Annotated in this window: 20 protein-coding genes; 9 read left to right on the top strand and 11 right to left on the bottom strand. The window is 58.5% G+C overall.

Annotated features, from left to right (window positions below):
* The coding region (locus tag C167_RS0102510) for an acyl-CoA dehydrogenase family protein (protein WP_017516694.1) at window positions 1–656 on the bottom strand (656 nt) is incomplete at its 3' end.
* Between the two features lie 23 nt (window positions 657–679).
* Complete coding sequence (locus C167_RS0102505) at window positions 680–1,507, bottom strand: FAS1-like dehydratase domain-containing protein (RefSeq protein ID WP_003159702.1); 828 nt, start codon at window positions 1,505–1,507, stop codon at window positions 680–682.
* Window positions 1,508–1,717: 210 nt separating this feature from the next.
* On the opposite strand from C167_RS0102505, the gene C167_RS0102500 reads away from it, so the two are divergent.
* The 5 genes from C167_RS0102500 to C167_RS0102480 all read left to right on the top strand — a co-directional run bounded on the left by C167_RS0102500 (window position 1,718) and on the right by C167_RS0102480 (window position 7,845).
* Window positions 1,718–2,338 carry a tyrosine-type recombinase/integrase gene (locus C167_RS0102500; RefSeq protein ID WP_017516693.1) on the top strand — a complete coding sequence of 207 codons (621 nt, stop codon included), beginning with the start codon at window positions 1,718–1,720 and terminating at the stop codon, window positions 2,336–2,338.
* A gap of 240 nt (window positions 2,339–2,578) precedes the next feature.
* A complete protein-coding gene (locus C167_RS0102495; protein WP_003125303.1) occupies window positions 2,579–4,312 on the top strand; it encodes an ATP-dependent nuclease in 1,734 nt (577 codons plus the stop codon).
* Window positions 4,248–5,723 (top strand): UvrD-helicase domain-containing protein, encoded by a 1,476-nt coding sequence (locus tag C167_RS0102490; protein ID WP_051167936.1) that lies wholly within the window; start codon window positions 4,248–4,250, stop codon window positions 5,721–5,723. The genes C167_RS0102495 and C167_RS0102490 overlap by 65 nt, the downstream gene beginning before the upstream one ends.
* Window positions 5,724–6,103: 380 nt before the next feature.
* Entirely contained in the window at window positions 6,104–7,135 is a 1,032-nt protein-coding gene (locus C167_RS0102485) for a DUF4113 domain-containing protein (protein ID WP_268744081.1), read from the top strand.
* A 302-nt stretch (window positions 7,136–7,437) separates the two neighbouring features.
* A complete protein-coding gene (locus C167_RS0102480) occupies window positions 7,438–7,845 on the top strand; it encodes a hypothetical protein (protein WP_200860142.1) in 408 nt (135 codons plus the stop codon).
* Between the two features lie 96 nt (window positions 7,846–7,941).
* On the opposite strand, the gene C167_RS0102475 is transcribed toward C167_RS0102480, so the two are convergent.
* On the bottom strand, window positions 7,942–9,357 hold the full coding sequence (locus C167_RS0102475; RefSeq protein ID WP_017516690.1) for a hypothetical protein: 1,416 nt from the start codon (window positions 9,355–9,357) through the stop codon (window positions 7,942–7,944).
* Between the two features lie 537 nt (window positions 9,358–9,894).
* Between C167_RS0102475 and C167_RS0102470 the strand changes: the two genes are divergently transcribed.
* The 3 genes from C167_RS0102470 (at window position 9,895) to C167_RS0102460 (ending at window position 13,700) form a co-directional block, all read left to right on the top strand.
* Complete coding sequence (locus tag C167_RS0102470) at window positions 9,895–12,492, top strand: autotransporter outer membrane beta-barrel domain-containing protein (RefSeq protein WP_017516689.1); 2,598 nt, start codon at window positions 9,895–9,897, stop codon at window positions 12,490–12,492.
* A 79-nt stretch (window positions 12,493–12,571) separates the two neighbouring features.
* Window positions 12,572–13,393 (top strand): alpha/beta hydrolase, encoded by an 822-nt coding sequence (locus tag C167_RS0102465; protein ID WP_017516688.1) that lies wholly within the window; start codon window positions 12,572–12,574, stop codon window positions 13,391–13,393.
* 10 nt (window positions 13,394–13,403) lie between these two features.
* Window positions 13,404–13,700: a hypothetical protein gene (locus C167_RS0102460; RefSeq protein ID WP_017516687.1), complete on the top strand. Its 297-nt coding sequence runs from the start codon at window positions 13,404–13,406 to the stop codon at window positions 13,698–13,700.
* A 114-nt stretch (window positions 13,701–13,814) separates the two neighbouring features.
* Here the strand turns inward: C167_RS0102460 and C167_RS32095 are convergent, their stop codons facing one another.
* The 6 genes from C167_RS32095 to C167_RS32090 all read right to left on the bottom strand — a co-directional run bounded on the left by C167_RS32095 (window position 13,815) and on the right by C167_RS32090 (window position 19,556).
* Entirely contained in the window at window positions 13,815–14,864 is a 1,050-nt protein-coding gene (locus tag C167_RS32095; RefSeq protein WP_235154277.1) for a tyrosine-type recombinase/integrase, read from the bottom strand.
* Between the two features lie 242 nt (window positions 14,865–15,106).
* On the bottom strand, window positions 15,107–15,487 hold the full coding sequence (locus C167_RS0102450) for a hypothetical protein (RefSeq protein ID WP_017516685.1): 381 nt from the start codon (window positions 15,485–15,487) through the stop codon (window positions 15,107–15,109).
* Window positions 15,488–15,714: 227 nt separating this feature from the next.
* Window positions 15,715–17,118: a hypothetical protein gene (locus tag C167_RS34405; RefSeq protein ID WP_157791813.1), complete on the bottom strand. Its 1,404-nt coding sequence runs from the start codon at window positions 17,116–17,118 to the stop codon at window positions 15,715–15,717.
* A gap of 352 nt (window positions 17,119–17,470) precedes the next feature.
* Window positions 17,471–17,944 carry a hypothetical protein gene (locus C167_RS0102445; RefSeq protein ID WP_017516684.1) on the bottom strand — a complete coding sequence of 158 codons (474 nt, stop codon included), beginning with the start codon at window positions 17,942–17,944 and terminating at the stop codon, window positions 17,471–17,473.
* A gap of 10 nt (window positions 17,945–17,954) precedes the next feature.
* Window positions 17,955–18,683 carry an energy transducer TonB gene (locus C167_RS0102440; RefSeq protein ID WP_017516683.1) on the bottom strand — a complete coding sequence of 243 codons (729 nt, stop codon included), beginning with the start codon at window positions 18,681–18,683 and terminating at the stop codon, window positions 17,955–17,957.
* Window positions 18,684–18,785: 102 nt separating this feature from the next.
* Window positions 18,786–19,556 (bottom strand): N-6 DNA methylase, encoded by a 771-nt coding sequence (locus tag C167_RS32090; RefSeq protein WP_017516682.1) that lies wholly within the window; start codon window positions 19,554–19,556, stop codon window positions 18,786–18,788.
* Between the two features lie 157 nt (window positions 19,557–19,713).
* On the opposite strand from C167_RS32090, the gene C167_RS0102430 reads away from it, so the two are divergent.
* Window positions 19,714–20,352: a DUF6988 family protein gene (locus tag C167_RS0102430; protein ID WP_017516681.1), complete on the top strand. Its 639-nt coding sequence runs from the start codon at window positions 19,714–19,716 to the stop codon at window positions 20,350–20,352.
* Window positions 20,353–20,400: 48 nt separating this feature from the next.
* Here C167_RS0102430 and C167_RS33195 read toward each other — a convergent pair whose 3' ends face one another.
* Together C167_RS33195 and C167_RS35350 are read right to left on the bottom strand one after the other, a co-directional pair.
* Window positions 20,401–21,369, bottom strand: a complete 969-nt coding sequence (locus C167_RS33195; protein ID WP_017516680.1) for a DUF6685 family protein — start codon at window positions 21,367–21,369, stop codon at window positions 20,401–20,403.
* Window positions 21,370–21,486: 117 nt separating this feature from the next.
* On the bottom strand, window positions 21,487–21,681 hold the full coding sequence (locus C167_RS35350) for a DNA methyltransferase (protein ID WP_017516679.1): 195 nt from the start codon (window positions 21,679–21,681) through the stop codon (window positions 21,487–21,489).
* Window positions 21,682–21,718 lie beyond the last annotated feature (37 nt).

Genomic DNA, 21,718 nt, shown 5'->3' with positions numbered 1-21,718 from the left:
TTGTCGAAGAACAGCTCGTTGGTCTCGTGGTTGACCATGTTGGCGATCGGCTGCACGGTCAGGCCGTTGCCGATAGCCTCGTGCAGGTCGACGAGGAAGATCGACATGCCCTCGGACTTCTTCTTCACCTCGGCCAGCGGTGTGGTGCGCGCCAGCAGGATCATCAGGTCGGAATGCTGGATGCGCGAGATCCACACCTTCTGGCCGTTGATCACGTACTTGTCGCCCTTACGCACGGCGGTGGTCTTGATCTTGGTGGTGTCGGTGCCGGTGGTGGGCTCGGTGACGCCCATGGATTGCAGGCGCAGTTCGCCGCTGGCGAGCTTGGGCAGGTAGTAGGCTTTCTGCTCGGCGCTACCGTTCCGCAGCAGGGTGAACATGTTGTACATCTGCCCGTGGATGGTCCCGGAGTTGCCGCCGCAGCGGTTCACTTCTTCAAGGATCACCGAGGCCTCGGCCAGGCCCAGGCCGGAGCCGCCGTATTCTTCCGGGATCATCGCCGAGAGCCAGCCGGCTTCGGTCATGGCGCTCACGAAGGCTTCGGGGAAGCCCTTTTCTTCGTCGATCCTGCGCCAGTATTCGGCGGGGAATTCCGCGCAGAGAGCGCGCACGCCTTCACGGATGGCGTTGAGTTCGTCGATGTTGCGGTGGGTCATGGGAGTTCCTTGAAATATCTGGGTCAGTCGAACAGAACGTCGGCGCGCTGGCTCACGCCGCCGGAATTGGCGGCCCACAGCTCGGCCACGCCGGGCTCGGTGTGGCGGCCGGCAACACGGAAGGGTTCGGGCGCGATCAGTGGGCGCAGGCCACGGAAGCTGAAGCGCCGCACGCGGGCCAGCGGGTTGGCGCGCACGAACGCGGCCAGGCTCAGGGTGGCCGTCAGCGGGCCGTGTACCACCAGCCCCGGATAGCCCTCGCTGGCGGTGACGTAGGGCCAGTCGAAGTGGATGCGGTGGGCGTTGAAGGTCACCGCCGAGTAGCGGAACAACAGGGTCGGATCGGGCGCGACGCTTTCCTCCCAGTCCGCCAGCGGAGCGGCTTCACCGGCTCTCAGCTTGGGCGGCGTGGGCTCGCGGTAGACGATGTCCTGTTCCTCGCGCAGGCACAGCTGCTGGCCCTGCCAGTACTCATGGGCGAGGGTCACGAACAGTAGCGAGCCGGTGCGCCCGGCTTTTTCCTCGATGCGCTCGATGCGCGTCTTGCGGAAGGCTTCGGCGCCGACGCGCAAGGGTTCGAGAAACTCCAGCCGGCCGCCGGCCCACATGCGATTGCGCCCGTGGGCCGGCGGCATGAAGGTACCCAGGGTTGGGTGGCCGTCCGGGCCGAGGCGATTGCCGGCCACCTGATCGTTGAAGAAGCACCAGTGCCAGAGCCACGGCAGCTCTTCGCCGTGGGCCGGCGCCGTTGCACTGAAGGTGGCCGCGATGCGCTGCACGAGGTTGCGGCTGAGCTGGTCGTGCACTTCCTGGGTACGCCCCAGCCATGCCGAGGGATCGAAATCGGTCATGCCGTGTATCCGCTTTGTGGGTTATGCCCGGCATGATGGGGGCGAGCGCGGAAGGGGAGGAATTCACATTTACAGAAGTCAGGCTCAATCCGGGACTAATACCCGGTGAACCGTCATTTGCATTGCTTGGTAGCGTCTGCCACTGGGTGGAAGCGGCCCTGAGGCTACGAGCGATGCACCCTAGTCCTTCACCCATGTGGAGGACAAATCATGGCCACACTCACATCGAAAGCTCGCGAACCTTGGAACAAGGGCAAACTGGTCGGCCAAAAAGCACCGCTGCGACTTCGGGACATTTGGGCTATCAGAGTGCGACTGGAAATCGCAAACAAGGATCGTGATCTGGCGCTGTTCAACCTTGCCATCGACAGCAAGCTTCGAGCTTGCGATTTAACGAAGCTGCGCGTCAGGGACATAGCTCATGGTGATCACGTGTCGACGCGCGCGATCGTGATGCAGCAGAAGACCCAGCGCCCGGTGCAATTCGAAATCACCGCTCAGACGAGAGCATCAGTTGAAGCTTGGATCAGTGCTGCTCGCCGTCGCAACGACGATTTTCTTTTCCCCAGTCGTGCTCGTCGCTCAGCTCACATATCCACAAGGCAGTACGCCCGCATTGTGAAAGCCTGGGTAACCACAATCGGTCTCGACCCCACGCTCTACGGAACCCATACGCTTCGTCGAACCAAAGCATCACTGATCTATCGCAGAACGAAAAACCTGAGAGCAGTGCAGTTGCTGCTCGGCCATACAAAGCTGGAGAGCACTGTCAGGTACTTGGGTATCGAGGTTGATGACGCTCTGGAAATGGCGGAGCAGACTGAGGTTTGATCATGTTCCATCGTTGGCGCCGCGCCGCAAGCCGGCGCCTCTTTGAGGCCGCTAGCGGCCAATAGCAGAAGCTCACTCGTTAGTGCGGTGACGGCTGCATGCGGTCAATCAGCGTCTAGACTCTCGGTGATCGGTTTGCTTGGGGGAGCTGATGTTCGGTGATTCCTGACGAGTGTCCGTGCATCCCTTGGGCAACTCACCGTCGCGTCGGGATATTAGCCAAACCAACTGAGAGGAAACATGACGCGAGTCCGTCATCTTGAAATTCGCAATTTCCGATCGATACAAGCGCTCGATTGGACACCGTCCAACGGCGTGAACTGCCTAATTGGCCCGGGAGACAGCGGCAAGTCAAGCATCCTGGATGCCATAGACCTGTGCCTTGGAGCGCGAAGAAGCGCACCTTTCGGCGACACGGACTTCTTCGGACTAGACGTCACTCGGACCATCGTGATTGCAGTCACGCTCGGCGCACTACCCGACGAGCTGAAAAACATCGACACCTACGGAGAGTTCCTTCGCGGGTTTGACCTTGGCACTGGGCAGCTAGAAGACGAGCCGCGGGCAGGCCTGGAAACGGTTCTGACGCTGAAGCTCGAGGTCGCGAGCGACCTCGAGCCGAGCTGGACGCTTTACTCCAATCGAGCCGATCAACAACGACTGGAACGGTCTCTAGCTTGGAAGGATCGAAGTCTCCTGGCACCAGCCCGAATCGGCACCTACGCAAACACGAACCTTTCCTGGGCTAGGGGATCGGTGTTGAACCGGCTCACGGAGGAGCGCGCGAACCTTGGCTCGGAACTCGCCAGCGCGGCTCGCGCCGCCCGGGCCACCTTCGGCGCACAGGCTGGCCCTCAACTCGCTCAGACCCTGCAAGTGGTCACCCAGACAGCTACCGGCCTGGGTGTTGCAATCGGTGCGAGCGCTCAGGCACTACTTGATGCTCATTCGGTGTCGATTGGCGATGGTGCTATTGCGCTTCACAGCGAGGCCGGCATTCCTCTGCGGTCGCTGGGCACCGGTTCTGGGCGGCTCCTTGTAGCAGGATTGCAAAGGGCCGCAGCAGCGGCTGCCACCGTTGCCCTAGTAGATGAAGTCGAGTATGGACTTGAGCCGCACAGGCTCATGCGCCTGCTCGACTCACTCGGTGCGAAGGACGAGGCCCAGCCGCTACAGGTCTTTATGACGACCCATTCGCCGGTGACGCTTAGGGAGCTTGCTGCTAAACAGCTTTTCGTCGTGCGCCAGCGTTTGGGCGTTCACTCGGCCACATGCGCCGGTACGGACGACGGTATCCAGGGCACCTTGCGCAAGGCGGCCGAGGCCTTTCTGTCCAAATCCGTCATCGTCTGCGAAGGCGCCAGCGAGGTCGGATTCGCTCGCGGGATGGACCAGTGGTGGGTCAACTGTGGCGCGACCTCGTTCCTTGCTCATGGAGGCTCGTACGTGGACGCAGGTGGAGGAAGCCCCGACCAATGCTTCACACGCGGGGAGGCGTTCCTCAAGTTGGGCTATCGCGTCCTCGTCTTCGTGGACGCAGACAAGCCTGTTGCAACTGTCGGACTTGTCGAGAGATTCACTGCGGCTGGCGGCCAGTACATCACGTGGCGCCCCGGTCTGGCGCTTGAGGACGAGCTATTTCTCCACTCAAGCAATGACGCGGTGCATGCGCTGCTGAATAAGGCAGACGAGATGGTCGGCCGGGACCTCATGGCTGAGCACATCAAGTCGAAGTCGAGCGGCCAAGTCACCTTGGAGGCCATAGAGGCCGAACGGACGAATGGCGGTTACTCACCTGCAAGCCGAGCTTTGCTCGGACTTGCCGCTCGCAACAACAAAAACGGCTGGTTCAAGTCAGTGAGCGGTTTCCAGGAAATTGCCAAAGACATCGTCGGCCCTCACATACGGAATGCAGAGCCGGGCTTCGTCGACATTACGAACCAGCTCTGGAGGTGGACGAGTGCCGCCACCTGAAATAGACATTATTCAAGCGCGCCTAGGCTCAGTCACTGCACCGGCGGGATGCGGCAAGACCCAACTCATCGCGGATGCGCTGAGTCAATACACCGACAGCAAGCCAGTCTTGGTGTTGACGCACACAAACGCTGGCGCCACTGCTCTGCGCACTAGGCTCCAGCGCGGTGGCGTCCCCACCTCAGCGTACAGAGTATCTACCATCGACGGCTTTGCGATGCGGCTAGCGGGCAAGTTTCCGCTCCGAGCGGGCCTCGACGCGCGTGTTCTCGAACTGGCCAATCCGAACGCGGACTACCCTGCCATTCGAGGGGCCGTGCAAGGTCTTCTGCAGACCGGTCACATCAGTGACCCCATAACGTCGACATATTCGCGCTTGTTGGTCGACGAGTACCAGGACTGCAACACCGCACAGCATGCCCTCGTCTGCGCCCTAGCGCGGATTCTGCCAACTTGCATCCTTGGTGACCCGATGCAGGCGATATTCGGCTTCCGCGACCCATTGGTGCACTGGGAGCTGGAGGCTCAGGCTGAGTTCCCGCCTATCGGCACACTGCAGACCCCTTGGCGATGGCGCCTCGCAGGTATGGACGCGCTGGGAGCTTGGCTACTTCATGCCCGCGTATCATTGCAGGCTGGTCAACCTGTGGACCTGCGTGGAGCGCCGGAGGGAGTCCAGTGGGTTCAATTAACCCAAGGCATGGAATTGCAGCAGCGACTGGTTGCAGCCCGAACAGAAGCACCAAACCGTGACGGCCGCGTTCTCGTCATTGGCGACTCCATCAATGTTAATGGTCGCCATCAACTGACCATGCAGACGCCGGGCGCCACTGCCGTTGAAGCGGTCGACCTGAAAGATCTTGTGAACTTCGCTCGCCGGTTCGATTTGGCGAGTCCCAATGCGTTGCGCCAGATTGCCGAGTTTGCCACTTCACTGATGACTGGAGTGGGTGCTGCAAACTTGCTCGCGCGAGTCGAAACGATACGAGGCGGCCGGGCTCGCACGCCCGCGACTCCTACAGAAGCCTCAGCAGTGGCTTTCATAGCGGCTCCCAACTACGCGACTTCAATTGACCTGCTCCAGTCCCTCGCGGACCAACACGGTGCGCGTGTCTACCGACCCGAAGTGCTGCACTGCTGTATTTCAGCGCTGAGATCCGCCGAGGACGGAGGTGGGTTCATTGGCGCGGCAATTCAAGCCCGCGAGCGAAACCGCCATTTGAGTCGGCCACTGGGCAGGCGCGCAGTTGGAAGCACGCTTCTTCTGAAAGGGCTGGAGGCGGACGTCGCGGTCATTCTTGAGCCCGAGCGTATGACGGCTCAACACCTCTACGTAGCTCTCACCCGAGGTGCAAGGCGAGTCGTGGTCTGCTCGTCGACACCATTGCTAACGCCTGCCGCAGGCCGCTAGCGAATCCATAATCGTAGGGGCCGGCCTGTCACGACTGACGGAAACCGGCGGGAGACTTGCCTAATACTGCTTTTCTTTAGCTCAAACCCCTTGTTTAGCTGTCCAGCTAAACAAGGGGTTTGAGCTAAAGAAAAGGCTGCAGGCCAGGAATGGACTGAATCGCCCCCCGTCTCGTAGTCACCTTCGGGCAATAGATCCAATCGGCAGCTATAGGGCGATTTCAGCCGGCCCCAGCAGGCAGTTTTGGCCGACCTCTGATTATCATGGTTACAAAAAGCGCGCTGGTCATAGGCACGGCCGGAAACATTGGTGGCGCCGTGGCCATACAGGAGATGCGATCATCAGCAGACCAATTCGACTGACTTGATTTTCTATTCCACATAAATGCGGACGTATCCAACCGAGTAATGCGTACCATCAGCACGCTGGTGGGACGAATAGAACCGTATAGCTGTGACGAATGTTGGGCTGATCTCACTGGTCATCAAGGGGACCTTGAGCAGTTGGGTCTCGATATTCAGAAGCGAGTGAAGGTCTGGGTAGGAATGCCTGTAGGCATTGGCATTGGCCCGACCAAGACGTTAGCCAAGCTCGCCCAGTGGGCAGGTAAGAAATGGCCCGCCACCCGCGGGGTTGTGAGTTTGATGGACCCCAAGCGCCAGCAACGCCTACTCAAACTGGCACCGGTTGGGGAGGTCTGGGGAGTCGGCCGCAAACTTTCCAGCCAACTCGAAACGATGGGCATCAAAACGGCTTTCGACCTGGCGAGTGCTGACCCGCGGCACATAGGAAAGATGTTCTCAAAAGTGCTCGAGCGCACTGCACGTGAGCTAAGTGGAGAGCAGTGGCTGGATCTCCACGAAGCGCCAGAGCCGAAGAAGGAGATCGTCTGTTCGAAGATGTTCGGCCGGCGCGTCTTCGACATCGAGGAGCTCCGCCAGTCGGTGGCTGCGTACACCTCCCGCGCAGCTGAGAAACTGCGCGAGCAAAGCTCAGTCTGTAGTGAGCTTTTTGTTTCAGTCCAAACCAGTCAGTTCGATGACCCGAGCAGTCGCTACTGGAACGGTGTTCGGATTCCCCTCATGACACCAACTGCAGATACCCGCGACTTGATCCTGGCCGCCGGCCAGGGGCTGCAGGAAATCTACCGGCCTGGCGTGGCGTACTCGAAGTGCACCATTCAGCTCGGCAGGCTGAGCCAGCTCGAGGGTCTGACGCAGGACTTGTTCGCGCCCAAGCCACGCCGCAACGCGGATCAGTTGATGGCCACGATGGATCTGGTGAATCAGCGCTTCGGCCGTGGCGCACTGCGAGTCGCTTCCATTCCCGCGGAGGCTGGCTGGGCAATGCGGCGAGAAATGCTGTCCCCCTCGTACACAACCAGTTGGCGGGACCTTCCGCGCGCCCGCTGAGTGATCCAGTCATCGGCCTGAGTTAGCAATTCCCGATAAGATTGTTGATTATCACGGGCCTGCTGCACGTTCCGTAGAATTCTTCTTTTCCGGAGCGGTCGAAACCTCGCCGCTTCGCGCCACATGGATGAAATCAGCTGGATAGCATCCCGCTGATGTTTTTGCCCCCTGGAGTAATGAGAGAGGGGGAAAAAACGATGGCAATCCGATAGTATCCGGGTATGAATCATGCTTAGTAGCCGCCCCCCACAAGAGGCGCGGCTTTATGTTGCCTGACGAAACACTCTCAGAAGGGCACAAGGATGTGTAACCCCCCACAGACGCTGACGCCGATGATAGACCGCTCCCAAGTTGAGCAAAATCGCTACCTTGACTACTGCCTGGAGCACCAGGTCGAGATCTCGATCATTCTGATCTCGGGCACGCACTTCATCGGCATCGTGGTCCACCATGATCGGAAGGGACTGCTGCTGGGCGGGAAACGAGAAGACAAGCCTGCCCGTTATATTTCGAAGGGCTACATCGCCCTGATTCGCCCCAACAAGGACGAGGACCTGGACCTGTTCGTTGAGTATCGGGGGATGGGGACGTTCCTGCAGCGGAAGCGACAGAACCAAGCGCTGAAGAAACTGAAAGTGCGTGATGCGGTAGGGGAGCAGGCCAAAATGGCTGCGAAGACGAAGCTCTCAATGCGGCCGCGCTCAGAATGAGCAGCTGGCCGCAGAGAGGGTAGGGCAGAGGGAGGCAACTGGCTCAAGGCACTCTTCTAAGCCGCGATGACGGCCTTGATAACTGGGCTTGGAGCCTCACGTACACATGGCGATCTGTTCGGGTGCCGCCCCGTAGAGAACGCCCATTGCCCGAGTACATGGACTCGTGCTGGGATCGCGCCGGCGCGCAACGCCAGGTGGTATCCGGCTTCGTCGGTGCAACTGAACCACCAAAGATCCCCCTAATCCCTGGGCCCGGCCATCCGGTGGCTTACGTCCATTCTTTCCGTGCTCACGGCATACCAATCCTGGATCGCAGGTTGCTTTCTGTTCCACAGGGGGCGTGTCGTTGCGTGTGACTACCACTGTCAGCATGGGCTTCTGCGGCGGAGCCCTCATGCCTCGGCTATGACAACGGACCTGATGCGAACTTGACTCGCCTATGGCATGCAACTGATGGAAGTCGATTGCTTGATGGTCCGCAGGATCGAGCACCAGATCCAGCGGTGGATCGAGCACCGCTGCAAGATGATCGCGACACTTCAAGTCCGGACCGGAGACAGCCTCGCTTGCAGGTGTCCCGAATAAGGTGGAGATAGTCGGAGCAGGGGACCACATGAGCACCAGTGGTTCGGTACGTGCGACACCTGCGGACTTGGAGTCGCGCCGGGGTTTTCGGTCAGCGGCCTGAAGCGCCGCCGGCACCGGGATCTTTCCGATCACCTGGACCGCGGAAGGAGCAGCAGACGGGAGAGCAATCGCCTGAACTTCACCCTGGCCAACCGACAGCTCCAGGACCTGTTGCTTCGGTGTAGCTTGCACTTCAACAACGGGCACTTCTGGTTCAGCGGTAGCTTGCTCGATGGTGGCGTCCGCTTCGGCCTGAATGATTTCGAGGCTCTTGGGGGCAGGGCGGGTGAGGAAGTAGATAGCCTGGGGACTTGGCGGTTCCTCGGCGATGAATACCGGAGAAAGCGCTTCGTTCGCGGGGCGTGGCTTCGAGCCGAAGAACTCGATGTCATGCTCGTATGCGAAGTTCTTGAGGAATCGAAGGCTGACATTGACCCTCTTACTGACCTCTTTCATGGTCATGGTCTCAGCCAGTTCTTGGACGCGCTCCAGGAACTTGTTCTGGCGTTCCCAGTGTGCCTTCTTGGACAGCAGATCGAGTTGCGGTGGGATTTTCAGCTCGCCGGCTTGCACGTAAGGCTTGCGCGGCTCGACACGCTTCGGCTCCTTTGAAAGGCGGATCTCTTCATACAGCTTGAAGATCGCCTTGTCCTCTTCCTTGGTTCGTTTCTCAGGATCGGAGAACTCGATCTTGTGGGCCGCTGCGTATTTCCGAAGGAAACCGGCGCTCACTCCGAGCAATCGGCTGGCCTCCTTCAAAGCGAAACAGAAGTCGTTGGCGTAGGAAAGAACCTTGTTCCGGAACTCCTGCTTGGCAGCATCGTCCGCCGCCCGAGCCCTGGCCTGAAGGTTATCGACTGAAATCGTAGAACTCGACTGCATGGTACCCCCCTCCAATGGATCAGGGGGGAACACCCATTAAGGTGCGCTCTACTAAAGCAGAGACCGTCCCTTCGCTCTCGGCGAATGGAGGCGAAGGACCAGGCTAGGGCCTGTTCCCGGCTTTAGTAGAGAGCACTGCTCCCCCCTCATTTCAACGGACCCCGCGGTTGCGTAATCGCATACGCACGGAGCTTTGTGTGTCTGCTGTGAGACATCGGGAGTGATATTACTAGGCCATGCCATTTGTGAAAAGCGTCACAACCGAATTTCGGGCGCCAATTTCCCGTCGAAATATCGGGAGTGGTTGACGTAGGTATATCTAAGGGACTGATTTACATCGTCTTGAGCTAGGAAATTCATCTCCGATCTTTCGGAATGGAATGCTGGCATTTTGGCGTCAATTTTCGCTTGAAGGAAAACTAACAGCCGTTAGAGTGACGCTCACCTCCAGATACGATGGCCGATAGAGCGTCTGACGTAGCCGACCTAGAGCGGCTCAAGGAGGAACAACACATCACACAAGGACAGAAGTACCCCATGAGTAAGAGCACCCTGCGCAAGACTCTGCTGGCCGCATCCATTGCCGCGAGCTCCCAGGTCTACGCCGCCTCTGGCGTCACCGACCTCACCCAAGATGTAAGCGGCAGTACGGAGGTTGGTTTCAACCTCACCGATCACGCTAACGTCACCCTCACCGGGGACGCGAAACGTGCCCTGGGTGAAGATGGGGTAGGTTTCGAAGGCGCGAAGATCCGCGGCGACCTGATCAACAACGCCGACATTAGCGCCGAAGGCCAGTACGTTGACGGTCTCGATCTGGATGTCGCAGACCTCGAAGGCACCATCGTCACCACCGATGTGGCAGGCGACGTCATCAACAACGGGCTCATCGAACTCACCGGCGAAGGCTCCGTTGGCATCGTTCTGGACGGCGCCAATGCCAAGAACCTCGTCAACAATGGCACCATCGATGTCCTCGACGACTCCGACAGTACCGGCGCAGACAAAGTACGTGGCATCGAACTCGGCAACAGCACGCTGAAAGGCGGCGTCCTGAACACCGGTACCATCATCGCCACTGGCGACGGTGCGAAAGGCATCACCGCTTTCTCCAACGGTCTGGGCCTGACCACCATCGGTGGTGACATCGAGAACCAAGGCAACCTGAGCATCTCCGGCGACAACTCCATCGGCATCGAACTGGACAACGTCAAGTTCGGCAACAACCTGCTGAATAACGGCGGTCTGAGCGCCACCGGCTCCAGCGCCACCAGCCTGCTGGTCGACGACACCAGCTATAACTCCATCGTCAACACCGGGGGCATCGTTGCTCGCAGCGTCGGTGATGATGGCACCCATGCAAACGCCATCGTTGTAATGGACTCGACCGGCCCGCAGTCCTACGACGGCACCAACGGCATCATCAACACCGGCAACATCATCGCCGACGGCACTGCAATCAAGATCGGTAGCCGTGAACTGAGCGATGTGGGCACCGACACCACCTTCATCACCCAGAATGACGGCCTGATCCGCGGCGGCGATAACGCCATCGTCGGCAACCAGCGCACCATTCTCCACTTCAACGGTGGCACCATCGACGGCGTCATCTCTGGCCTGCAGGCCATGGACGTGAATGGTGCAGCCGAATACACCGGCAACTCCATCGGCTCCAAGGAAGTTCGTGTAAAGGGTGGCCAGCTGAACCTGTCCGAACTGCACACCGATATCTCCGGCAATCTGTCCATCGACTCCGGCGCTGCACTGCAGGTGCGCATGAGCGATTCCACCGACGTGGCCACCCCCGTGGTCAGCGTTGGCGGCACCGCCAGCTTCGCCTCAGGCAGTAAGCTGAACGTCACGGCCAACCCCGACGACTTCACCGGTACCCGCCAAGGCACCTCCTACACCCTGGTATCTGCCAACGACATCCAGAACTCCGGCCTCGCGGTTGAGAGCACGTCCGCGCTGCTGAAGATCAAGTCCTTCCAGATCGGCCAGAAGCTGGTTACTGCGGTGGTTACCAGCAAGGACGGCGAGGAAGCCCAAGACACCCTGAAAGACCAGGCATCCAGCCGCAACGCGCAGAATGCCATCGCCCCGTTCGTGGACTCTGTCCTGGGCCAGATGAGTGCTGACGACAAGGTCTTCAAAGCATTCACCACCGCATCCGAGGCCGAACTCGCCAAGCTGTCGGAGCAACTGGCTCCCCAAGTCAACGGCGGTGCCACCCAGGCCGCGATGGGCACTCAGTCGCTGGTCTCCTCCGCGATCAACACCCGCCTCGGTTCCTCGTCGGGCCTGTCCTCCGGTGATGTCCTGCAGGAAACCGGCGTATGGGTGAAGGCGCTGCACAGCGATGCAGACCAGAGTCGTCGCAACTCCATCGAGGGCTTCGACGCTAGCACCAACGGCATCATCGTCGGCGCCGACGGCAAGCTGAACGAGCAGACCACCCTCGGTATTGCCTACAGCTATGCCAGCACCGACGTGGATTCCGACGACAACAACAGTACCGACGTGAAGAGCCAGGCACTGACCGCTTACGGCAGCTGGGAGCAGGGCCCGATCTTTGTCGACGCAAGTCTGACCTACGGTAAGAGCGACAACGAATCCAAGCGCCACATCGCCGGCACCACCGCCAAGGCCGACTACGACTCCGACCTGTTCGGCATCAACGTCCTGGGTGGCTATGGCTTCAACGTAGGCGACGGCTACATCGTCGAACCGCGCGCGGCGCTGCGTTACAGCAACCTGAAGATCGACGGCTACACCGAGCATGGTTCCTCTGCCGCTCTGTCCGTAGACGGCCAGCGCATCGAAGTGGGAGAGCTGGGCGCCGGTGTGCGCTTCACCAAGGACTTCGCTGTCGGTACCGGCACTCTGAAGCCCGAACTGACCCTGATGGCCTACCACGACCTCATCGCCGACCAGGCCGACACCACCAGCGCCTTCGTGCTGGGTGGCAACGCCTTCGTGAGCAACGCCGCCGAGCCGACTCGCGACAGCTACGAAGCCAGCCTGGGTACTGAGTACAGCGTCGGTGCGGTAACCTTCGGCGCCTCGTACAACTACCTGCGCAAAGCGGACTTCAACGCTGACACCTTCGCGCTCAAGGCCCGATACGACTTCTAAGCTTCAACTGAAGTCATCCAGCAAGACACAAAGGCCCGCCCACCAGCGGGCCTTTGTCCATGTGACCAGGGAGATTTCGATGCTCCGCTTCATCAAACCCAGTCTGGCAGGTATCTGGGCCTTCATGGCTCTCACCGGCTGCGCCAGCACCGTGGACCTAGCCAGTACCAGCCGCGGCTCGCATCTACGGCCTGAGGTCCTGCAGACCGCCCCTTACCCGATACAGGCATTGCTGCCGACAGGTAAGGACTACAAGACGCTGAGGGTCTACATCGAAGGCGACGGCCACGCCTGGGCAACCAGGACCCAACCCAGCACAGACCCGACCCCGAGAAAGTCGATAATGGCTGTCTTTGCGGCCGAAGACTCGGAGCCGGCGGTGTACCTGGCCAGGCCCTGCCAGTTCGTGATGGCCGATGGATGCAAACCCGCGCTCTGGACCTCCGATCGCTTCGGGCGCGCGGCCGTCGACGCAATGAATTCCGCCCTGAATAGCCTGAAAGCCCGCTACCAGACTCAGACCTTTGAGCTTGTTGGGTATTCCGGAGGCGCAGCAATCGCCCTGATTCTTGCCGGCGAGCGCAACGACGTCCGACAAGTCCGAACGATCGCGGGCAACCTCGATCCGAACACCTGGGCTCGGTTGAAGCACCTCACTCCCTTGAGCGGATCGCTATCACCCTTGGCATACTCGGCGCGGCTGGCGATCATCCCGCAGCAACACCTCATCGGGGACGATGACCAAGTGATCCCCGCCGGCGTGCTGCAGGCGTACCTAAAGAAGCTGAAACCCCTCTGCACATCGACAGTTGTCGTGCCAGGAGCAACACACGACAACGGCTATGCCAGCGCCTGGCGAGCTGCTCGAGACCAGCCGTTCAAATGCGAAACCACCAACTGAGAGATACCGCATGCACACTCAGACAATCATCCAGCCCGAGGGCAGCGATCTGCTCTACGAGGTCCTCGTCAACCACGAAGGGAGCATTGTCTGGGTGAACTGCAGCACAGGAGACAGCATCGGCCGCTTCTCTAAAGCATCCGGCATCGATCTCCACCGGAAGATCGAGGACCAAATGGCTGGCCAGGGCCAGTGCCTTGACTGCACCCACGAGCCTGCCGGCCCCGAGGAATGGGAGTGGTTCCGAGCCGGCCTCGTTGAACACTTCGGTGTGGCACTACCAGCAGACCTGATCGTATTCAGATAAAGCGGTTGTGGGGGCTCAGCAGCAGCCTCTAACCTGCCATCGCAGCATCGGAAAAGCCGCCCTCAGGCGGCTTTCTTATGGATGCAGGGAAAGGTCCGGGGCCCTCGCACCCTGCTATTCGTCGTCCCTGAGGCGATGAGCGAATCCCGGAATTACATTTCCAGCGCCGAGCTCCCACCGTGGTGAACTGAGCGAGCTGCGTTCAAGGTCGAACTCGCCCCAGTTGTATTTCGGCCGCATGTACCCCTGAGCGTTCGGAACGCTCTTCCAGCCGACGTACTCCATCATGCTGAGGAGGCTCCAGCCCTCCTCAACTGCCCAGGTAGCGAACCCGTGCCGGAATGAGTGGCTCGTGTATCGAACCTTGGCTGTCTGTTCAACAGCCACATCCCCGTCTCGCTGTTGGCGGAACTCCTCTGCCTCAGTGGAGATGTGACGGAGTATGGGTCCAACCGAGGTAGCCGTAAGGCCGGTATCGCTTATACGTCCCCACCGGGAGATCCCTCTGAAAACGGGGCCGCTTCTGATGCCAGAGTCCTGTAGCCAACGCATGTATGCCGTGACAGGGCAGAGCCTGGCCAGCACAGGCACAGTGAACTCACGACCACGAGCCTCTCGATCGCCCTTGGTCCGACTCAGGAAGATCTGCATCCTGTTGTTGGGGATCACAGTAATGTTCTCCACCACGAGCCGGGTCAGCTCGTCACCGCGGAATGCCCTCCAAAACCCTATAAGCACAAGAGCCCGGTTGCGTGATGCGAAAAGTTGTTGGGCATGATCTCCGTCAGAGATTGCCTGGCGCTCGGCCTGGTCAAGGTAGTCAACCATCAATTCAAGGTGCTCAAGCGCGAGTGGTGCCGCCTTTTTAGGGGGGGAATTGTAGAGCGCTCGAACTCCCTTCATCGTTTCCTTCAGTTTCCCCTTGGTTGGGTCGGGGAATCCGAAATCGTTATGCCACTTGGCCAGAGCCGCGATGCGTAACTCCAGGGTCTTGATCGACAGTTTGTTGGCATAGAACCGGACGTAGCTGTCCACCATCGCTTCAGTTGCCGGCAGATAGCCGCCCCAGTTCGAGAAATGGTCACGAGCCTGTCGGTAAGCCCTCTCCGTATTGGGACTCTTTGATGCTATGTCGATGAGCGCGGACTTGAGTTGCTCGTCCATGGACATCGTTTCTGATTGGTCTACAAGACTCTTTTTCATAGATCAGCACTGGTTGCGGCTTGGGGCCGTAGGGGAGTCATCAACACTGCAGCAGTGGTTCTGCCCAGGCTCAGTCTAGAGCTTAACCGAACAGGTTCGGTCTAACGGCAAAACACCGATACCCCATCGGCGCAGGCAGATAGGGTGTCGATTGTAGCGGTGCTGCCAGGGGCCCTGGCAGCAGCTGAGTTGCAGGATCGGTGTCAGTGCTTGGCGTTGCCCCACATCTGCTGGACCAATTCCTGGTGGAAGCGGTAGCGCCCTTTGGCGCACTCCACGATCCACGGAGTGGTTCGGGCACGAGGGTTGAATCCAACCAGTCGACAGGCACCGTGAGAGGGGTGGCTCTTTTCCTGTGTGACGTCAAAGCCGTACATTTTGGCGTACATCTCTAGGGTCTCCTGCTCTCTGGTCTTCTGACCCTGAATATTGGCTTCGACCTTGATGGTACAGTTGGTACCGCTGTAGGTGATCTTTCCGACCTGGAAGTCCACTCCAGGCACCGCACCGGCAAGAGCCTTGGCGATAGACTCGCGAACGTCTTTCAGATTGGCCGGGTTGAATCCGTTGGTGAAGCTGATCATGGGGCACTCCTTTCGAGTAGCTCGTTGAAGGTGATGCCCATTTTTCTCATAGCAGGGTGTGCCAGAAGCCTCTGCGCAACTACAGTCATCTGACCATACAGTTTCACCCGACTTGATCAACGTGTTGCAGAAGATGAGACCAGAGGTTGGCCCAGCTGGTGAGAAAAAATAGAACGCGCGGATCTGCTGCCTCCCTAGAGAGGCAGCTTTCTATCTAAATATTCGAACTATTTAGTATTTCTAGCAGAAGAGCGATTAACCTGAAACTCTGGCGCACCAGTGTGGATCAGCTCCCCAATAAATGACATAAGACGACAGCCGTAAATGCCCCCATGGTGATTAATTATCTCTGAATCACCACTGATATTCATTATCGGGCTGTGTGGCTGGTGGTTGGCTGTAGGAGTTAGCTCCAAATCGAAGTTTTTGAACTTGTACGTGACAGACTTTTCAGAGTTCAACATCTCCATCATTCCGCCGGCCACTTTTGCCCGTGTTGGGTCTTCATATGGAAAGTCACAGGAATCATCATTTCTATTAGTTGCTACCGAACTCTGACCTTGTTCGTGGTCTATCGTTTTTAAGTCATGCGTTATGTAGTCCTCATAATGTCCCAAGGCTTCAGTGTTCGCCTTGAAGCCAATATCTTTCCCGGGCCAATATTCCTGAAGGCTAGCCCGCAATCCACGGGCTATAGGGAAGGCGCGGCCCGTGGCGATGTCATTCCTACCAGTCACCACCGCAAGAACGACCGGTTGCACAGAAGTAAACTGGCATTGCTGAGTCAACCTAAAAAGGTTTCCAAATTTCATTGCCTCAAAGGCCGGATTCAGCAAGACAACGAGATCTCCAACTCCTTCGATTTGTGCTCCCGACTGACAAACTCCAGTAACACCAATACCTGAGCTATGAACGAATCGTTCAACCATAATTGGAGCTAGAGCCGTATACAGAACTGCGGTGCCAAAGCTGTGACCGACATATATCATTCGACTCTTTTCAACCGAAGCGTACTTGGCGTTGTGCCAATTTCGCTCACCTTCCAGGCGCAACAGGACTTCAGTCATGTCTCCACCGCCCACCGCATGTGCTGTATTTTTTCGATCCCAGAAGGTGAGATTCTCAAGCACTGGGATTTTGGTAACACCGCCTCGCCAACCTGTATAAATCCCTATAACCTTTCTGTTCGAGCAGCTATCCATAGCCGCAATATTTTTCATGGCGCCCTTGAATTCTTTTACGTCTTCATCCTTATCATCAGCCGAATGTTTCCAGCCGTGCGTGTAACTAACCAACAACACTGGCTGGTTAGTATTATGGATTTCACTCATTAACTTATTATAAGACCTGACATTCATAAGATTGCCGAATTCATCAAACTCTATGAATCCGTAGCTCAATTCTTTATTAGAAACTTTCGAGCAGTCGGTGCGATGAACAAAGTTCAGCTTTTGAAGCTCAGGTTGCTTCTCATTGTATGGGTGATATGACTGAAGAGAGGTACAACCAGGAAGTGTTATTGTCAAAAGTGACACAAAAAGAATAAAGAACAATTGAGTAATCTTTGCGACCGATAGCGACATCCACGGAGAGTTATAGATAGATCTTGAATCAACGATTAGCCTATCCATGGTGATCCCTTCCTGCGCGACAGTTTTCGACGGGTTCTATTGGTATAGCAGCACATTGCCACTCTTTCCTTCTGCTGCTTGATCGCGCACGGGTTGATGCCCACACCCCGTGAGTCATCACCTTCGCTGCTCAACGATCTTAAATGCGTGCCGCCCCAGCATGTGAGATAGCGGCCTTCCCATCACCCAACAGCCTGCAGAACCTTTGCGCTCGGGTGAAAATCGGCTCTGCGATGTGGATGTGGGAAGCGGTAGACATCAGCCGCATCTGCGGCCGGAGGACTTAGTCCTCGCCCGGCTGTTGGCGTAGAGGCTGGGTACCAGATCCATAGACTCGCAGCATGCGGGAGGATCAACTGAGCCGGCGGGCGATAGAGAAGAGCGCCGATCGCTCGGCATCCGCGTCGGGTTGATGAAGGAAGGGTATGTAGTCGGAAGCCAGGTCCGCTTCAATCGGGGTACGGGGGAAGCCCGGCCAGTAGTTGCCCTTCGGGCAAACTACCGGGACCACACTCCGCCCCTTTGCATAGAGGAGCTCCCATCGCGGGGGGAGGTCAGCGGGCAGGATCAGCCCTTCTGGGCAGCGGTAGAAGCGATAGTTTCCCAGGCCTCCCGCAGTCCGCTCAGGCTTTGCGCTGTCGGCTCGGAAGTCGGCCCAACTGACCTTGACCTCAATTAGCGCCGATGCAGTTTGACGAAAGGCGAGGACATCAGGCCGCTCGCGGCTCCCGACGGTGAAAAGCTCGGTGGCAATGACCGGGAAGCCGTTCTTCTTGAACCATCGCGCACCCATCGCGACGAGTTTCTCGTGCTCAAGACTTGGCACTGTCAGAGCCTCATTTTCCGAGGCTCTCGGGTGTAAAAATGACAGCCCTTTCAACGTACATGGCCTGATAAACGTTGTCGGAGAGCTTGGCAATCTCCGGAACCGACTTCACGTCCTGAATGGCCTTTACTGCCGATTTATCGAAGGCTTCATCGCCACTGCCTTTCTTGACCTTCACTTGCTTGATTGCGCCATTGCGGGCCATCTGGATTTCGATCGTGACCTGCATGCCGTTCTTCGCGCTTGCAGGACGGTGCCAGTTACTACTGATGCGCTCCACCAACAGGCTATCCACCTTATCGGGAGACAGGGTATCAACCGTGCTTTCCGCCTTAGGGACATCCGAAAGGAGTTCAGCCAGGGCCATCGTGTTACGGCCATTATCAGCCGTCGGCTGTGTGGCCTGATCAGTTCTAGGAGCCTCGACGGCTACCGCCGGCGCCGCGGGCTGGTCCTGGGAAATGACCTTGTTCGATGAGGCCTTGTCTTCAACCGTCGGCGCCTTGCGATTCCACTCAACCAGATTCTTCACCAGCTCCACCACGCCGGTGATCTTGCCGTCCGCATCCGCCGCATGAGCCTGAAGCGCAACAAGCTGCTGTTTCAGTTGCTCAACAGTCTCCGCGTTCTGATCTGCGGTCTTCTTGGCGCTCAAAGCCAGGAAAAAGCCGCCGGTGGACAGGCCCAATACAACGGCGCCGACGGCAACCGCCATCAGCGCATTCTGCTTCTCGTTCACTTAGGGACTCCCAGTGGAAATTCTACTGAGGGAAGGATAACGGCGGCTCCTGCCCCAACAAGGTCAAACCCCGCAGCGGATTTCCAACTCGCAGTGGCCGGCTCAGCTGGCCAACAAGGCTTTCGGCTCGGATTGCACAGGAATCTGATGATCGGGCTCGATGTAGCCTCGTCCCCTCGCACTATCCAGGCTGAACCCACGGCGTAGCTTGATCTCGAACAGACCGGACACGTGGGCAGGGGTGCGCCACCGAGAATGCTCCTGCAGAGTTAGGGAGTTGCCGTGGATCACCACCGCGGGAACATGCAGCAGGCTGAGTTGGAGGTAGGCCATGTGTACGGCGCGACAGTCGATATCGACCAGCGTTGCGTGGAGGTGCTGCTGGTAGTTGATGCCCATCTCTTGGAGCTGAAGAGCGAGGGAAATGATCATCGCGCCGGAGCCGGCGGCGGGTTCGGAAACGGTGAAAAATCCTCTCTCCTCAATGTCCGCACGGACCTGAGCTCCATTGCCCAGCGCAACGCTTCCAAGCAAGTCCGTGATCGACGTCGGCGTGAAGAACTGCCCGGCCTGGGCACTTGATGCGCCTAACTCCATGAACAACTGGCCAAGGATGTCACTAGGCGCTTTCTCCAGTGCGAGGACCAGTTCGGAAAGCAGGGAGGAGAAGATGCTCTGGTCCGACGGCTTGTACTTGCTGATCAGACGGAGATATTCCCTCTCGCGGGGTTCTCGCAGGGAATTGTCGACTGCATTGCTGATGGCGATCGCTGCCGCCTCACAGAAGTCACGGAATACATCACGCGGCTGGTGGTATCCCACCTGGTTGATCAACTGGACCATGTTGCGGATATGCTGGGTGGCAAGGGACATGCTGTGCTCCGACCTGAAGAGATGGAGCCCAGTTTTTCCCCAGCGGGCGCGTGCCAGAAGCAGAAGGACCGATAGTGCTGCAGTTGGGAGCCGTAGGGCAGATTCGGGGTGGCGCCTGTGCAAGAATCCAATGCCATCACCCAAAGAGTTGTCACGGATGACCGACCCCGCACTCGAAAAACTGCTCGCTCGCTCAGCTGAGTTGGAGGCAGAGATCCTCTCAATCGTAGGGGGTACCCCGGTCTACCCAGGCGATCGCTTCTTGGCGGCGATGATGGCCTGCGGCCTGGCAATCGAACATGCACATGCGCTGCGCGCGCTCTACACAGCAGGGTGCCCAACGTCAGCGGCCTCGATGATGCGGCTCCAGTTTGAAGCCCTTACCAGGGCATTCTGGGTGCACTGGGCTGCACCGGAGCTGGCGGTAGAAAAGCTGCTCAGCCCCCTGACAACTGAGTCAGAGCAGAGGGCAAAGAATCTTCCCTCCGTCAGTGAGATGATCGATGCCGTGACGAAAAAGGCTCCACCAGAGGCCTCGAGCATGCTGGTGGAATTCAAGGACGTCACCTGGGGAGCGATGAATTCCTACGTGCACAGCGGCATTCACCCCCTCCAACGTCACGCAGAAGGCCATCCGATACCCTTAGTGCTGCAGATCATTCAGAGCTCGAACGGCCTGCTGACTATGACAGGCATGTTGGCAGCAATCCTCACCGGCGATCCGCGGTGCTACGAGCCAATGAAGAAAATCCAGATGCGATTCCGAGACTGCCTACCGGAGCTGATCAAGCCCTGAGGTCAGGGCTGATCAGCGGACAGAGTTAACGCCGGCCGCAGTGGAAACTCACGCAGGAGAGCCTGCGCTTCCAGCTTCGACGCCCACCGAGACGGATCGCTGTACGCCCTGAAAAGGTACTTCGATCCGGGCGAGGTCCATTAGGTGAGCGCCAAGATCGCTGTGCCCCTCTTCGCGAAGCAGGGAGGCAACTTTCATGGACCGATGGTCCGTTCGTGGAAGGAAAACCGCGCGGCCGCCAGTGTAGGGCCTGGGAAGATCGATCCAAAGGTAGCCTGCACGGTAGCTTCTCATCGCGTCATGGAACTGCCCAAAAGCAGATGGATCGTCCGACAGTGCGAAGATCTCGAAGTCGGCCACCAGCGCGGCGACCGCCTGCGAAGAGATCCGGTGAATGTGCAGATTGGCAGTCAGGGGTACCGTCACTCCGAGGCGTGCTGCCAGGTAGCGACCAGCCACGAAGTGATGCGAGCCGTCGGAGTTCATCAAAAACACCCTGCGATCCCATTGATGGTAGGCGAGATAGTCCTCCGTTTGGTTCATGTGCAGAATCGCGACCCCAGGCCAGCCCAGGCTTGCAGCCAGATTCTGTTTACTCACTTCTCCGGCGAGGTAGCCAGCACACTGAATCGCCATCTCGTCCAGTGTGGAGAACGCCGCGAGGTCTGCCTTTGAAGCTGCAATCCCCTCAACGTCCTGGATCTCACAATCCCAGTCCTTCACGATCTCCGTGCAGCCGAGCCGCGCCAGCGCCTCGATCGTCAGGCGGTAGCTGCAGAACTCTGAACCCTCAGAGCGCCAGCCGAGCAGCTCACCCGCCGCCCGCCAGCTACCGATCGCATGGTTACCCTTGCCCCATTCGTGCCAGGTAGCCACGTCGGTGATGTCGATAGTTCTTGAGCGGCCCTCGGGGCTGAATTTCAGGTCTGGGCTCTCGGCAAGAAAGTGACTAAGGGAGGCCGGCAGGCCAAGGCTGTCCAGAATCACGCGAAGGACCTTCTTCGAGGTAGTACGCATTGCAAAACTCCGTTGATGGGATGTGCAACCACATGATCTAGGCGCGAAAAGGGCCTGTGCGGCTTAATCCGACCCAAAAACGGTTACAAATAGAAATCGAAGGTCCTTCGCCTCGGATCAGCCGCTGAAGGCCGCGGCAATCTGAGGGTTCAGCCAGAACCCTGGACGCCCACGGAACAGCTCGGCACCGGTGCGGAGATGCTGCAGCATCAATTCCCCGGACATCCAGGTTCTGCCTAGCAGTTCGGCAGCGAGCGAAGTCATGTTCCGGCCCGCCCAAGGATCAAGGACAAGGTCGCCTTCCTCGGTCAAAAACTGGATCGGGTTCTACCCCGTTAGCACGGACACT

Source organism: Pseudomonas nitroreducens TX1 (assembly GCF_000313755.1).
Taxonomy (GTDB): Bacteria; Pseudomonadota; Gammaproteobacteria; order Pseudomonadales; family Pseudomonadaceae; genus Pseudomonas; species Pseudomonas nitroreducens_A.
The sequence above is the reverse complement of the archived record's forward strand: the minus strand, read 5'-3'. Positions and strand labels throughout refer to the sequence as shown.